Source organism: Herbiconiux solani NBRC 106740 (assembly GCF_001571005.1).
GTDB classification, from domain to species: domain Bacteria; phylum Actinomycetota; class Actinomycetes; order Actinomycetales; family Microbacteriaceae; genus Herbiconiux; species Herbiconiux solani.
This window is the reverse complement of sequence record NZ_BCST01000001.1, coordinates 509,769-522,847: the sequence shown is the minus strand read 5'-3', so window position 1 is coordinate 522,847 and position 13,079 is coordinate 509,769. Positions and strand designations below refer to the sequence as shown.

Genomic DNA, 13,079 nt, shown 5'->3' with positions numbered 1-13,079 from the left:
GGGGGCACGATGTCCTGCATGAGCGACGACAACGGCACCACAGACGGAACCACGACGGACGAAGCCTCCGGCGTGACGGGCAAGACGATCGTCATCACCGGCGCCTCGAGCGGGTTCGGGCGCGGTGCGGCGGAGAAGCTCACCGCGCAGGGCGCCCAGGTGGTGCTGGCCGCCAGACGCACCGACCTGCTCGACGAGCTGGTCGCGCAGATCGTAGGCGCAGGCGGCACGGCCCTCGCGGTGACCACCGACGTGAGTGATCCGGCGGCCGTGGAACGGCTGGCGGATGCGGCGGTCAAGCGGTTCGGCTCCATCGACGTCTGGGTGAACAACGTGGGCGTGGGCGCCATCGGCTTCTTCTGGGACATCCCGCTCGAGGCCCACGCGCGGATCATCGACGTGAACCTCAAAGGCCTGATCTACGGAGCGCACGTCGCGTTGACGCGGTTCCGTGCGCAGGGCGGCGGCACCCTGGTGAATGTCGGTTCGGTCGACAGCGAGGTGCCGCTGGCTTACCAGTCGTCCTACGCCGCGTCCAAGGCCGCGGTGCTCAGCCTCGGGCGCTCGCTCAACGAGGAACTGCGCTTGACGGGGGAGGACGAGCGGATCTCGGTCGGCACGATCCTGCCCTGGGCGGTCGACACCCCCTGGTGGACCCACGCCGCCAACTACAGCGGTCGCACGCCGCGGATGGCCGCCATGGACGACCCGCAGATCGTCGTCGACGCGATCGTCGAGGCCTGCACGAACCCCAAGCCGGAACAGCCCGTGGGGGTAAAGGCCCGGCTCGCCGATGTCTCGCACCACCTGTTCCCCGGTGTCACCGAACGCCTCTCGGGCAAGACGGCCGACGCCGAGTCGAAGAAGGGCGATCCCGAGCCGCCGACCGACGGCGCGATCTACGAGCCGATGGCCGCGGGCCGGGGCGTCGACGGCGGCATCCGCGAGCGGATGCGCCAGGAGGACGCGCGGGACTAGCGCCGGCGGGACCGGCCGGGTCTGCCGGGCTCGGCGGGGCCGGGTTCGCCGGGCTCAGTCGGCCTTGACCGGCCGCGGCACCCCGCCCCACTGCTGCGCCGTGCGGTGCTCGTGCAGCCGCCGCTCGGCGTGCAGGGCCGGGTAGATTCCGAGGAACACCGCCATCGGCGCCAGCAGGCGCAGGTCGTGGATGCCGTGGGCCGCGTAGGTGCGCTCGAAGCGCTCGACGTAGTACAGGTAGTCGCGCGGCGACGAGTCGAGGCGGCGGGCCGACATCCCGACCACCATCGCCGAGACGTAGCCGACCTTGAGGCCCTTGAGGGCGAGGTGCACGGCGAGGTCGAGGTCTTCGTGCATGAGGTCTTCGCGGTCGGGGCAGACGTCGCCGCGCACCGCGAGCCAGGCCTCCTTGGTGATCGCCATGTTCGTGCCGAAGAGGAAGACGTACTTGCCGGCGAGCTTGACCTGCAGCTTGCGGAAGGTGTCGTCGGCGTGGTGGCCGAACGCCCGCATCGGCATGTCGTAGTACTCGACCGGCCCGCTGGCCGCGACGAACTCGCCGGTGGCGAAGGCCCGCTGCACCTGCTCGACCCAGTCGGGGAAGAGCGCGCTGTCCGCGTCGATGCGCCCGATCACCACGCCCGTCGCGGCGTCGAAGCCCGCGTTCCGGGTGGGGGTTATGCCCTGCTCGGCATCCTGGGTCACCAGCCGGATGTTCGCCTCGGGGAAGGCCGTCGCCATCGCCTCGACCGCGGCGCGCGTGCCGTCGGTGGAGCGATTGTCGACCACGATGATCTCGTGCGCCTTGACGGTCTGTTCGATGGCCGCGACGAGGCAGTGCCGGATTCCGGCCTCCTCGTTGTAGGCGGGGATGACGATGGAGACGGTGGGCAGCTCAGTGGCGTCGGTCACGGTGCTCAGTCTGGCATGGCGGGCCCGCTCCACGGCAGAAGCAGACGCGGTCTTCTACGATGGGAGCACATGACCGGCATCCGACCTGACGCACCCGCGACGGCCCCTGCCGCCGGCGACCTGATCGCGCGGTTGACCGACGACGAGAAGGTCGCGCTGACGGCCGGGGCGGATGCCTGGACCACGGTCGCCGTCGAACGCCTCGGCATCCCCGCGCTGCGTCTGGGCGACGGCCCGCACGGGGTGCGCCGCCCGCACGACGGCTCCGGCATGTCGATGTTCGCCTCGCACCCGGCGACCTGCTTCCCCACCGCCTCGGCGCTCGGGGCCTCCTGGGATCCGGCACTGGTGCGCGAGGTCGGCGTCGCGCTCGGCCGCGAGGCCGCCGGGCACGGCATCGGCGTTCTCCTCGGCCCCGGCGTCAACCTGAAACGCACGCCCGTCGGGGGCCGTGACTTCGAGTACTTCTCCGAGGATCCGCTGGTCTCCGGCGAGCTCGGGGCCGCGTGGGTCGAGGGGGTGCAGAGCGTGGGCGTGGGCGCCTCGCTCAAGCACCTGGCGGCCAACAACACCGAGCAGCGCCGGTACGGCGTGGAGTCGGTGGTCGACGACCGGGCCCTCCGCGAGCTGTACCTCGCCGCCTTCGAGCACGTGGTGCGCCGCGCGCGGCCCGCGACCGTGATGGCGGCCTACAACCGCCTCAACGGATGGCACTGCACCGAGAACGCAGCGCTCCTGAACGGCATCCTGCGTGAGGAGTGGGGCTTCGAGGGCGTGGTGCTCTCGGACTGGGGCGCCTCCTGGGACCGCTGCGCATCCATCCCGGCGGGCACCGATCTCACGATGCCGGGGCTCGGGCGCGGCGACGACGCCTATGTGCGTGCCGCCCTGCGTTCGGGGGCGCTCGGACGGGACGACCTCGACCGGGCCGTGGCGCGCATCCTGACCCTCCTCGACGAGCACCGGGGGATCGCGGACGGCGGGCCCGCACCCGATCTCGACGCGCACCACGCGCTCGCCCGTCGCGCGGCGACCGCCGGGACCGTGCTGCTGAAGAACGAGGGCGGTCTGCTGCCGCTCGCGGCCGGCTCGGGCATCCGCGTCGCCGTGATCGGCGCATTCGCGGATGAGCCGCGGTTCCAGGGCGCGGGCAGCTCGCACGTCGTGCCGACGCGTGTCGACACGCTGCTCGATGCCCTGACCGACGCGCTTCCCGCGCGCGCAGACGGCACCGCCGTGCTCTACGCACCGGGCTACGACCGCGCGACCAGCCGCTCGACGGCCGCACAGCTGGCCGAGGCCGAGGAGACGGCGGCGGTCGCCGACGTGGCGGTCGTGGTCGTCGGCCTCCCCGAGACCTACGAGACCGAGGGCGTGGACCGCTCCCACCTGAGACTGCCGCCGGCGCACGACCGGCTCGTGCGAGCCGTGCGGGCGATGAACCCGCAGACGATCGTGGTGCTGCAGAACGGCGCGCCCGTCGAGCTGCCCTGGCGCGACGAGGTGCCGGTCGTGCTGGAGGCCTACCTCGGCGGTCAGGCCTCGGGCGGCGCCCTGGCCGACGTGCTGCTCGGGATCGCGGAACCGGGTGGGCGGCTGGCCGAGACCTTCCCCGTGCGCTACTCCGACCATCCGGTGGCGGGGATGCCGAACGGCCCCGCGACGGTCGAGTACCGGGAGAGCCTCTACGTGGGCTACCGGTGGTCGGACTCGGTGGGGGCCGAGGTCGCCTTCCCGTTCGGGCACGGCCTGTCGTACACGCGGTTCGACTGCTCCGAAGTGGACGTCGAGGCGGCCGAGGAGGGCGCCGAGCTCGACGTCTCGCTCGTCGTGACGAACTCCGGCTCGCGTCGCGGCAGCGAGGTGGTGCAGGTGTACCTGCACCAGGACGCCCCGAGCGTCTTCCGGCCCGAGCACGAGCTCCGCGCCTTCGCCAAGGTGGAGCTCGAGCCGGGCGAGAGCGCGCCGGTGCGGCTCCGCGTCGACGAGCGCGCCTTCCGGGTGTGGGATGCCGGGCGCGGGGCCTGGCGGCCCGAGCCCGGGCGCTACGAGGTGCGGGTGGGGCGGTCGTCTCGCGACATCCTGTACCGAGCCGAGGTCGACATCCCGGGCGCTGAGCCGACGGAGGCACCGACCGGGGCCCCGCGCATCGACGCCTACGACCACCCCTCCGCGACCACCCGCGATCCGTTCCCCGCCGCCGACTTCGCGCGCCTCCTCGGCCGGGCGGCGCCGCCGAACGTGGCCGCCCGCCCGGGCTCCTTCACGCTCGACACCGCGGTGCGCGACATGCAGGGCGCGCTCGTCGGCCGCCTGCTCTTCCGTCTCCTCCGTGCCGTCGCGGTCAAGACGATCGGCGCTCCGCCCGGCGCGGGAGTCGACCGGGTCGCCGGTGAGGTGGTGGCGCAGCTTGCGTTCCGGATGTTCCCCACCGTCACCGAAGGCGCGGTAGGCCGCCGAGGCACCCGCCTCCTGCTGCGCCTCGTGAACCTGCTCTCGGGGCCGGGTCGATACCATGGGCGGTCCAGGGACGAGGAGCCGCCGGCTCCGCGATCGGAGGGACTCCATGGCTGAGAAGCTCGACTCCGTGCAGCTCGCGCTGTTCGAGCGGCTGATCGACGTGGGCAAGCTGCTCGAGCGCCGCGCCGACCGCGCGACCCGCGATCACACCGGCATCAAGTACTCGCAGTACGAGGTGCTGATCCGGCTGCGGAACGCCGGCGGAGAGCTGCGGATGACGGAGCTCGCCAACAAACTGGTGAGCACGCCGAGCGGCCTGACCTACCAGGTGGGTCAGCTCGAGAAGGCGGGTCTCGCCGAACGCGTGCTCGCGCGCGACGACGAGCGCGGGGTGCTCGCGCGGATCACGGACGCGGGTCGCGCTCTGCTGGTCGAGGTCTCGCAGACCCAGAACGACATGATCGTCGACGCGGTGATCGAGCCGCTCGACCCGGGCGACGTCGAGGCGCTCCACCGGGTGCTGGGCCAGCTGCAGCTCCACCTCCGCGGCGAGGCGACCGGTGGGCTGTTGCCCGACCAGGTGCGTGCTGCGGGAGCCTGAGCGCAGGAATCTCCCGGGCGGACTCACTCTCCACTCGCGGTTTCTGCGAGTTTTACAAATTCGAAACACTTGAGGACATCCGCGGTAACATGTCCGGAATAACTTCGAATTTGTAATAACTCGAACGGGCACGTGAAGGAGTCCTTGGATGATCTCGCTCGACCACATCGCCATCTGGTCCGACAACCTCTACCGCACGACACTGGAGATCTCGCGCCGCACCGGCCTCGGCAGTGCCGACGGGGGCTGGTTCCCCGGGCTCGGTCTCGGCCAGAAGATCATCTCGCTCGGCGGGCACGTCTACATCGAGGTCGAGAGCATCGTCGACCACCGCATGATCGCCGAGCGCCGCCCGCTGGCCCTCGAGCTCGAACGCCAGACCGCGACGGGGGACTGCTTCGCCGGGCTCTGCCTCCGCAGCGACGACCCGGAGGAGATCGCGGCCTTCGCCCGGCACCGCGGTGTCGAGTCGTCGGCGGAGATCGCCGGTGGCAAGGAGCTGATGGTCCCCGGCCAGAAGCGCGGCAAAGCGCTGCACGCCCCCGACTTCCGCAACTCCTGGCTCGTCGGCCGCCCGAACATCTACTACGTGCCCGATCTCGGCTCGCACTCGAGCCTCCTCGACACCCAGCCCGGAACGGGCGACGCACAGGCGACCGGCGTCACCTCGCTCGAGCTCGGCGGCACCGAGGAGGGCCTCCGCGACTGGCTCGGCGACGCGATCGACCCGGATGCCTGGGGCGTCGAGCTCTCCTACAACGGCGGGCCGGACGGCCTCTACGCCGTGGGCTTCGGCACGACCGACGGGCCCCAGGCCATCCGGCTGAACCCGATCACCCTCGACCACGCGCCGATCGATCAGGGCGAGCTCGCCCCGATCGCCCCCTGACCGCATCCATTCGCCACCCCATCTGCAACGGAGCACCTCATGTCGGTAAAGACCAGTACAGGCACCTCCACCTCCCCGTCGTCGGCGCAGGCGCGTCGCGCGGCGGTCTCCGGTTTCTTCGGCAGCGCGCTGGAGTACTACGACTTCCTCGTCTACGGTTCGGCCTCGGCCCTGATCTTCGGGCGGCTGTTCTTCCCGGATTCCGGGGCCGCCGCGACCCTGGTCTCGATCGCCACCTTCGGCGTCGCCTACGTCGTGAGGCCGCTGGGTGCGGTGCTCTGGGGGCACATCGGCGACCGCTTCGGGCGCAGACGCGCACTCGTGCTCACCATCGCGCTGATGGGAGTGGCGACCTTCGCCATCGGCCTGCTGCCGACCTTCGCGGCGATCGGCTGGGCGGCGCCGGCTCTGCTCATCCTTCTCCGGCTGCTGCAGGGTCTCTCGGCCGGCGGTGAGTCTCCGGGCTCGACCTCACTGACCGTCGAGCACGCCCCGGTCGGCCGGCGCGGATTCTTCACGAGCTTCACGATGAGCGGGATGCAGTTCGGCATCGCGCTCGGCAGCCTCGTCTTCATCCCGATCGCGGCCCTGCCCGAGGATCAGCTGCTCAGCTGGGGCTGGCGCGTGCCGTTCCTGATCAGCGGCGTCTTCACCGTGGTCGCCTATCTGCTGCGCCGAAAGCTCGAGGAGACCGAGACCTTCGAGGCCCTGAAGAACGACGGATCGCGGGCGAAGCTGCCGATCGCGGAACTGCTGGCGAATCACTGGCGCACCGTGCTGCGGGTGCTCGCGCTCAGCACGATCAACATCGTCGGAACGATCTTCAACGTCTTCGCCCTCGCCTACGGCAGCGCGAACGGCATCCCGAGCGCCGTGATGCTCACCGTCGTGTCGATCGCGAACTTCGTCGCCGTGGTCATGGCGCCGCTCGCCGGACTGCTCTCGGACCGGTTCGGCCGGAAGCCGCTGTTCATCGCGGGGTCGCTGGCCTCGAGCGTCTGCATGCTGCTGCTGTTCGTCGCGATCGACGCCGGCGACATCCCGCTGATCTTCGTCTCGGGCATCCTCGGGATCGGAATCTTCTACTGCATCCCGATCACCATCGGGGCGGTCTACTACCCGGAGCTGTTCCCGGCGTCGGTGCGGTACACCGGGATGGCCGTGGGACTCATGCTCGGCATCCTGCTGGCGGGCTTCGCGCCCGCGATCGCCCAGGCCGCCGGCGCCGGGGGCACGAACTGGGTGCCCGCCGTGCTGCTCTGCGGCGGGGCGTCGGTGCTCTCGTCGGTCGTGGCCGTCTTCGGCCCCGAGACCTATCGCACGGTGCGCGAGAAGCTCGGGGCCTGAAGGCGGGCGTGCCGGCCTAGAGCTCGACGCGGCCGTGACGGTCGTGGAACTCGCCGGTGGGGCCGTCCGCCCCGACCAGGGCGAGCGCGACCGTCGCATCCGTGCCTTCGGTCACCGTCTGGTGGCCGCCGTGGCCGTTGAAGTCGGTCGCGGTGTAGCCCGGGTCGCTCGCGTTGATGCGGAAGCCGGGCAGGTTCTTGGCGTACTGCACGGTCAGCGTGATCACCGCGGCCTTCGAGGCGGCGTAGGGGATCGCGGGCACCGGGTACTCGTCGCGGGCGGGATCCTGAAGGTAGCGGGGGAAGCCGACGCCCGAGGCGACGTTCAAGATCACCGGGGCGTCGGATGCACGGAGCAGCGGCAGCGCGGCCTGGGTGACGCGCACGATGCCGAGCACGTTGGTGTCGAGCACCGCCTGCATGGCTTCGGCCGAGAGGTCGTCGACGCCGAACGAGGTGCCGAGCACCCCGGCGTTGTTCACGAGCACGTCGAGGGCGGGGAGTGAGGCGAGGGCCGCGTCGACGCTCGCCTGGTCGGTGACGTCGAGCTGCACGACCTCGGCGCCGAGTGCACGGACGGCGTCGGCGGAGGCCGGGTCGCGGACGCCGGCGTAGACGGTGTGGCCGGCCTCGAGGAGGCGGCGGGCGGTTTCGAGACCGAGGCTCTTGTTGGCCCCGGTGATGAGTGTGATGGTCATGGCTCCATGCTGTGCCCGCGGCGCGGGTTCTCCCAGGCACCCCTCGTCAGGGGGACTGCGAGTACCAGGGAGACCGGCCCGGGGGAGGGCAGGATGGGGACATGACCGAATTCGCCAGTGTGCTCCGCTCGTGGCGCGACCGCGTGCGCCCCGCCGATGTCGGGCTCCCCGCCGGTGGTCTGCGGCGCACCAGCGGGCTTCGGCGCGAGGAGCTCGCGGCGCTCGCCGGGGTGAGCGTGGACTACATCGTGCGGCTGGAGCAGGGCCGGGCCTCGCATCCGTCGCCCCAGCTGCTCGGAGCGCTCGCGATCGCCCTCCGGCTGACCGAGGACGAGCGGGACCACCTGTACCGGGTCGCCGGTGTCGCGCCGCCGACGCGGGGCGTCGTGCCGCAGCACATCACCCCCGGGGTGCAGCGGATCGTCGACCGGCTCGGCGACGTGCCTCTCGCGGTCTTCACCGCGACCCACGACATCCTTTTGTGGAACCCGCTCTGGGCCGCGCTCGCCGGCGACCCCTCAGCGCACACCGGCCGCGACCGCAACCTGGTGTGGCGGCACTTCACCACCGGCCACGACGGCACCGAGTTCGACGAGCGGCACGAGGAGGAGTTCGCGAGCGATCTGGCGGCGGACCTGCGCTCGGCCCTCGGCAGGTACCCGGATGACGCCGCGCTGGCCGACCTGGTGGCGCGGTTGCGCGCGGAATCACCGGAGTTCGAGCGGCGCTGGGCCGAGGCCAAGGTGGCTGAGCATCGCTCCAGCCGCAAGACCGTGACCGGCACCCCGGTGGGGCCGATCACGGTCGACTGCGACGTGCTCACCGTGCCGGGCGGCGACCTGCGGATCGTGGTCTACACGGTCGAGCCGGGCAGCGAGGACGAGGCGAAGCTCGACCTGCTCCGGGTCACCGGGCTGCAGACGCTCGGGACGGCGCCCGAGGGGGATGTGGTGGAGCTCAGCGGCCGCTGAGCTGGGGGTAGAGGGCGGCGACCGGGCCGGAGAGCGCCGACTTCACGTCGCGGCTGACCTGGTCGACCAGCACCTCGTCGTGGCCGGCGGCCACTGCGTCCCAGATCGCGGAGACGACGTCGGCCGGGTCGTTCTTCTCGGCCTCGAGGGCGGCGGTCATCGGGGTGTCGGTGTAGCCGAGGTGCGCGCCGAGCACGAGGGTGCCCTGGGGCGCGAGCTCGACCCGGAGCGAGTTCGTGAGCGACCAGAGGGCCGCCTTCGAGGCGGAGTAGCCGCCCGCGAGCGCCAGCCAGCTGAGCACGGAGTGCACGTCGACGAGGGCGCCTCCGCCCTGGGCGGCGAGCGAGGGGGCGAAGGCCTTCGCGACCCGGAGGGCGCCGAAGACGTTGGTGGCGAAGACCTGCTCGACGTCGGCGACCGAGGTGTCGAGGAGGCGGCCAGCTCCACCCACCCCGGCGTTGTTCACGACGATCGAGACGTCGGGGGCCGCGGCCAGGGCGGCCTGCACGCTCGTCTCGTCGGTCACGTCGAGGGCGAGCGGGCGGATGCGGTCGTCGTCCCACTCGCGCGGCGAGCGGGCGGTCGCGTAGACCGTCGCCGCTCCGCGGTCGAGGGCCTGCCGCACGAATTCCGCGCCCAGTCCGCCGTTGGCGCCGGTCACCAGCACTGTCGCTCCGTGGATGTCCATGAGTCTCCTTCATCGGTTTCGTACATCTGAGTTCGTGAAGCGAACCTAGCATACTGGCTCTGCTAACCGAACTCAGGTACGATGACGGGATGCTCGGCATCCTCGGCGGCGACGACCGCTGTCCCATCGCCCGCTCCCTCGACGTGCTCGGCGAGAAGTGGACGCTCATGATCGTCCGCGACGCTCTGGCCGGCACGACACGGTTCAGCCGGTTCCAGGAGTCGCTCGGCATCCCGCGCGAAGTGCTCACCGCGCGGCTGGCGACCCTGGTCGAGGGGGGAGTGCTCGAGCGACGCTCCTACAAGCCCGAGAGCGGGCGGGCGCGCGACGAGTACGTGCTCACCGGCGCCGGGCAGGAGCTCGCGATGGTGCTGCTGGCGCTCGGCGACTGGGCCGACCGCAACCGGCCCTCGTCGGCGCCGGCGGGGATGCGCTTCGTCGATGCCGAGACCGGGGAGCGGCTCGCGCCGGCCGCGCGCGCGGGCGACCGCCTCGTCGACCCGGAGCGCATCCGGCCCGAAGCGGTGCCGCCCGAGCATGCGCGGCCCGAGGATGCACAGCCCGAGAATGCACAGCCCGAGAATGCGCGGCCCGAGGATTCGCGGCCCGCGCTCGAGCGCGCCTGAACGCACCGAACCCGATCAGGCCCGGAATGCGATCAGGCCCGGAACGCGGGCCGCGACCAGGCCGTGCCCGGCACGCGCTCGCGCGGGTACCAGGGCACCCCGCTCGCCGGGAGGGGACGGTGGGGGAGTGCGGCGGCCCGGTCGAGCTGCGCGTGGAAGCCCGAGCGGTCGGACGAGTTCGCGAGGTAGCACTCGAGCAGTTGGGCCGTGGCCAGGGCGTCGACCGAGGCGCGGTGCGCGCCCTCGAGCGCGATGCCGAACACCTCGCACAGGTGTGCGAGCGAGCGCCGCACCCCGGGCAGATAGCTGCGGGCGAGCCGTTGCGTGCACAGGCTGACCGGCGCCGCGGCGAAGCGGTAGCCGATCAGCCCCAGTTCGGCGACCAGGAAGCGGAGGTCGAAGCCGGCGTTGTGCGCCACGACGACCCGGCCGCGCAACAGCTCGACCAGGCCCGGTGCGATCTGCCCGAACTCCGGCGCCCCGGCCAGCGCCGAGCGGGAGATGCGGTGGATGTCGACCCGCCCCACCGGCCCGTCGACGCCGATCAACGTGTCCCACCGGCCCGTGACCACGCCGTCGGGATCGGAGTGCACGACCGCGATCTCGAGCGCCCGCGCCCCGTGCGAGGGCGCGAGCCCGCTCGTCTCGAAGTCGATGGTGGCGAAACCACGGGCGTTCATGGGGCTCTTCTCGGTCGGTGCGGATGCATCCACGACGCTAGGCGCACCCACCGACAGCGCCCCTGGACGGCGTCCCCGACATCCGCCCGCCCGCGGCACACTGGGAGGATGAATGACTCCCGCCCGATCCGGAGCCTCGAGCTCGTGCTCGACGGCGCGACGGACGAGTGGATCCGGCGGCAGTGGACGGCGCTCGCCGAGGCGGGTCTCTCGAGCCTGGGCTCGCATCCGTCGCCCAGCAACCGCCCGCATGTCACGCTGCTGGTGCGGCCCGGCACGGGGCTGGCGCTCCCCGGGCCGGAGACCTTCGCCGGCCTTCCGCTCCCGCTGCCGATCGAGCTCGGCGCGCCCCTCCTGTTCGGCGAGGGCGACCGACGGGTGCTCGTGCGCTCGGTCGTCCCGACCCGGGCCCTGCTCGACCTGCACGCCGCCGTCCACGCCCGGGCCGGGGGAGGCGGTGAGGATGCGCCGCACACAACCCCGGGCGACTGGATGCCCCACGTCACGCTCGCGCGGCGGATGCGCCTCGACGCCCTCCCGCAGGCCCTGCGGCTGGTCGAGGAAGCCGGCTTGACCGGGGCCGCCCCAGCCGGCGCCGCAGTGACCGGCCTCCGACTCTGGGACTCGCCGACATCCACCGTCACCACCCTCGCGGGCTCGGACTGAGAAGGCTCACGCCTCCTCGAGCACCGCCTCGGCCCGCTCCGGGCTGCCCTCGTCGAGACCCCGGTCGATCGCCCTCCGCGTGCCGAGCCAGAGCGCCACGCCGAGCACGAACACGATCGCCTCCGAGACGGTCAGCGACCAGATGATCCCGGCGAGCCCGAACCACAGGTTGCCCAGCAGCACGATCGGGATGAACAGCACGCCCTGCGACAGCGACATCAGGATGGCCGGCAGCGAACGGCCGGTCGCCTGGAAGAGCGAGGTGAGCAGGCCCGTGAATCCGTTCACGATCATGGCGACGAGCTGCGCGGTCAGGATGGTGACGCCGATCACCAGCACCGACGGGTCCGACGAGAACGCCGAGAACAGCGGCTCGCGGAAAGCGTAGACCGCGCCGGCCGACACGAGCACGATCGCTCCGACCGTGATCGCCGAGACGCGGAGCGCGGCGTTCAGCCGCTCCCGGTCGCCTTTGCCGTACGAGTAGGCCAGCAGGGGCAGGATGCCGAGCGTGACGCCCATCACGAGGAACTCCGGCACCTGGGCGATGCGCACCGCGACCCCCATGGCCGCCAGCGCCGTGTCGCCGTAGGCGACCGCGAGGTTGTTGAGGACGAGTGAGGTCACGATCAGGAAGGCCGACTGCAGCAGTTCGCCCGAACCCACCCCGAACACCGGCTTGAGGACCGCGGGCGCGAGCGTGAACCAGCGCGGGGCGAGGCTCACGTGCTCGCTCGTGCGGTGGAGCCACACGGCGAAGTAGACCACGACCCCGAGGTTCGACAGCCCCATCGCGAGCGCGGCCCCGGCGACGCCCCAGCCCAGCACCAGGATGAACAGCAGATCGAACAGGATGTTCGCCACGGTCGACGCGATCAGCGCGATCATCACCTGCCGGGCCGCTCCCTCGGCGCGCACGATCTGCTCGAGGCAGAAGGCCGCGGCGAGCACCGGGACGAAGGCGAGCATGACGCCGATGTAGGCGCTCGTGGCGGCGGTCGCCGAGGCGTCCGCGCCGAGGAGGGTCACCAGGGGAGTGAGGAAAACCAGGCCGATGCCACCGAGGGCGGCACCGGAGAGGACGGATCCCCAGAGGGCGAACGACGAGACGTGCTTGATCTCGCCCGCCCGCTCCGGCTCGTTCTCCGAGGCGCCGAGCAGGCGGGAGATGAGGGCGCCGCCGCCCACGCCGAAGACGCCGCCGACGGCCATCACCAGGGCGAGCACCGGGCTCCCGAGGGTGACGGCGGCGAGCAGGCTGCTGTCGTGCAGCGAGCCGATGAAGCCGGCGTTGATGACGTTGTAGACGGCGCCGACGATCATGGCGGCGGCCATCGGCACGCAGAGGTGCACGAGGGCGCGAAGGACGGGTGCGGTCGAGAGGTACCAGCGGTTCGAGGTGCTCATGACGGCTCCTTTCGGGCAGGTTCGAGCGCGCGCCGGCGGACGCCGGCACGGCGGGGGTGAGTGGAGGAGGTGATCGGGTGCGCGACGGAGCCGGGCTCCGAGGCGCGACGGAGTGCCGCGACCCGGGGGAGGCGGTGACGTCGGGATGCGGGTCCGG

13 protein-coding genes are annotated in these 13,079 nt (G+C 71.9%); 8 read left to right on the top strand and 5 right to left on the bottom strand.

Annotated elements, in window-relative coordinates; all coding sequences use genetic code 11:
* The first annotated feature begins 18 nt into the window (after window positions 1–18).
* Entirely contained in the window at window positions 19–978 is a 960-nt protein-coding gene (locus tag HSO01S_RS02540; protein ID WP_084361226.1) for an SDR family NAD(P)-dependent oxidoreductase, read from the top strand.
* A 54-nt stretch (window positions 979–1,032) separates the two neighbouring features.
* Here HSO01S_RS02540 and HSO01S_RS02535 read toward each other — a convergent pair whose 3' ends face one another.
* Window positions 1,033–1,890: a glycosyltransferase family 2 protein gene (locus HSO01S_RS02535; protein ID WP_066039137.1), complete on the bottom strand. Its 858-nt coding sequence runs from the start codon at window positions 1,888–1,890 to the stop codon at window positions 1,033–1,035.
* A gap of 69 nt (window positions 1,891–1,959) precedes the next feature.
* Between HSO01S_RS02535 and HSO01S_RS02530 the strand changes: the two genes are divergently transcribed.
* The 4 genes from HSO01S_RS02530 to HSO01S_RS02515 all read left to right on the top strand — a co-directional run bounded on the left by HSO01S_RS02530 (window position 1,960) and on the right by HSO01S_RS02515 (window position 7,187).
* Window positions 1,960–4,464, top strand: coding sequence for a glycoside hydrolase family 3 C-terminal domain-containing protein (locus HSO01S_RS02530; protein WP_066038977.1), 2,505 nt, complete (start codon window positions 1,960–1,962; stop codon window positions 4,462–4,464).
* A complete protein-coding gene (locus HSO01S_RS02525) occupies window positions 4,457–4,951 on the top strand; it encodes a MarR family winged helix-turn-helix transcriptional regulator (protein ID WP_066038976.1) in 495 nt (164 codons plus the stop codon). Before HSO01S_RS02530 ends, HSO01S_RS02525 begins: the two co-directional genes overlap by 8 nt.
* Window positions 4,952–5,099: 148 nt before the next feature.
* Complete coding sequence (locus HSO01S_RS02520) at window positions 5,100–5,840, top strand: VOC family protein (protein ID WP_066038975.1); 741 nt, start codon at window positions 5,100–5,102, stop codon at window positions 5,838–5,840.
* A gap of 39 nt (window positions 5,841–5,879) precedes the next feature.
* The gene (locus tag HSO01S_RS02515; RefSeq protein WP_066038974.1) at window positions 5,880–7,187 is read left to right on the top strand and encodes an MFS transporter; all 1,308 of its coding nucleotides are present in this window, start codon (window positions 5,880–5,882) and stop codon (window positions 7,185–7,187) included.
* A 16-nt stretch (window positions 7,188–7,203) separates the two neighbouring features.
* Here HSO01S_RS02515 and HSO01S_RS02510 read toward each other — a convergent pair whose 3' ends face one another.
* Window positions 7,204–7,884 (bottom strand): SDR family NAD(P)-dependent oxidoreductase, encoded by a 681-nt coding sequence (locus HSO01S_RS02510; protein ID WP_066038973.1) that lies wholly within the window; start codon window positions 7,882–7,884, stop codon window positions 7,204–7,206.
* 101 nt (window positions 7,885–7,985) lie between these two features.
* Between HSO01S_RS02510 and HSO01S_RS02505 the strand changes: the two genes are divergently transcribed.
* Window positions 7,986–8,855 carry a helix-turn-helix transcriptional regulator gene (locus HSO01S_RS02505; RefSeq protein WP_066038972.1) on the top strand — a complete coding sequence of 290 codons (870 nt, stop codon included), beginning with the start codon at window positions 7,986–7,988 and terminating at the stop codon, window positions 8,853–8,855.
* Here the strand turns inward: HSO01S_RS02505 and HSO01S_RS02500 are convergent.
* A complete protein-coding gene (locus HSO01S_RS02500) occupies window positions 8,842–9,543 on the bottom strand; it encodes an SDR family oxidoreductase (protein WP_066038971.1) in 702 nt (233 codons plus the stop codon). The genes HSO01S_RS02505 and HSO01S_RS02500 overlap by 14 nt on opposite strands.
* An 89-nt stretch (window positions 9,544–9,632) precedes the next feature.
* On the opposite strand from HSO01S_RS02500, the gene HSO01S_RS02495 reads away from it, so the two are divergent.
* The gene (locus tag HSO01S_RS02495; RefSeq protein ID WP_084361223.1) at window positions 9,633–10,169 is read left to right on the top strand and encodes a winged helix-turn-helix transcriptional regulator; all 537 of its coding nucleotides are present in this window, start codon (window positions 9,633–9,635) and stop codon (window positions 10,167–10,169) included.
* Window positions 10,170–10,201: 32 nt separating this feature from the next.
* On the opposite strand, the gene HSO01S_RS02490 is transcribed toward HSO01S_RS02495, so the two are convergent.
* The gene (locus tag HSO01S_RS02490) at window positions 10,202–10,849 is read right to left on the bottom strand and encodes a 3'-5' exonuclease (RefSeq protein ID WP_066038970.1); all 648 of its coding nucleotides are present in this window, start codon (window positions 10,847–10,849) and stop codon (window positions 10,202–10,204) included.
* A gap of 108 nt (window positions 10,850–10,957) precedes the next feature.
* Between HSO01S_RS02490 and HSO01S_RS02485 the strand changes: the two genes are divergently transcribed.
* Window positions 10,958–11,515, top strand: a complete 558-nt coding sequence (locus HSO01S_RS02485) for a 2'-5' RNA ligase family protein (RefSeq protein WP_066038969.1) — start codon at window positions 10,958–10,960, stop codon at window positions 11,513–11,515.
* A gap of 6 nt (window positions 11,516–11,521) precedes the next feature.
* Here HSO01S_RS02485 and HSO01S_RS02480 read toward each other — a convergent pair whose 3' ends face one another.
* Complete coding sequence (locus HSO01S_RS02480; protein WP_066038968.1) at window positions 11,522–12,922, bottom strand: MATE family efflux transporter; 1,401 nt, start codon at window positions 12,920–12,922, stop codon at window positions 11,522–11,524.
* Between the last annotated feature and the right edge of the window lie 157 nt (window positions 12,923–13,079).

Coding starts and splice junctions, on each gene's coding strand:
- HSO01S_RS02540 (WP_084361226.1), top strand. CDS start 19: ATGAGCGACGACAACGGCACCACAGACGGAACCACGACGGACGAAGCC.
- HSO01S_RS02530 (WP_066038977.1), top strand. CDS start 1,960: ATGACCGGCATCCGACCTGACGCACCCGCGACGGCCCCTGCCGCCGGC.
- HSO01S_RS02525 (WP_066038976.1), top strand. CDS start 4,457: ATGGCTGAGAAGCTCGACTCCGTGCAGCTCGCGCTGTTCGAGCGGCTG.
- HSO01S_RS02520 (WP_066038975.1), top strand. CDS start 5,100: ATGATCTCGCTCGACCACATCGCCATCTGGTCCGACAACCTCTACCGC.
- HSO01S_RS02515 (WP_066038974.1), top strand. CDS start 5,880: ATGTCGGTAAAGACCAGTACAGGCACCTCCACCTCCCCGTCGTCGGCG.
- HSO01S_RS02510 (WP_066038973.1), bottom strand. CDS start 7,884: ATGACCATCACACTCATCACCGGGGCCAACAAGAGCCTCGGTCTCGAA.
- HSO01S_RS02505 (WP_066038972.1), top strand. CDS start 7,986: ATGACCGAATTCGCCAGTGTGCTCCGCTCGTGGCGCGACCGCGTGCGC.
- HSO01S_RS02500 (WP_066038971.1), bottom strand. CDS start 9,543: ATGGACATCCACGGAGCGACAGTGCTGGTGACCGGCGCCAACGGCGGA.
- HSO01S_RS02495 (WP_084361223.1), top strand. CDS start 9,633: ATGCTCGGCATCCTCGGCGGCGACGACCGCTGTCCCATCGCCCGCTCC.
- HSO01S_RS02490 (WP_066038970.1), bottom strand. CDS start 10,849: ATGAACGCCCGTGGTTTCGCCACCATCGACTTCGAGACGAGCGGGCTC.
- HSO01S_RS02485 (WP_066038969.1), top strand. CDS start 10,958: ATGAATGACTCCCGCCCGATCCGGAGCCTCGAGCTCGTGCTCGACGGC.
- HSO01S_RS02480 (WP_066038968.1), bottom strand. CDS start 12,922: ATGAGCACCTCGAACCGCTGGTACCTCTCGACCGCACCCGTCCTTCGC.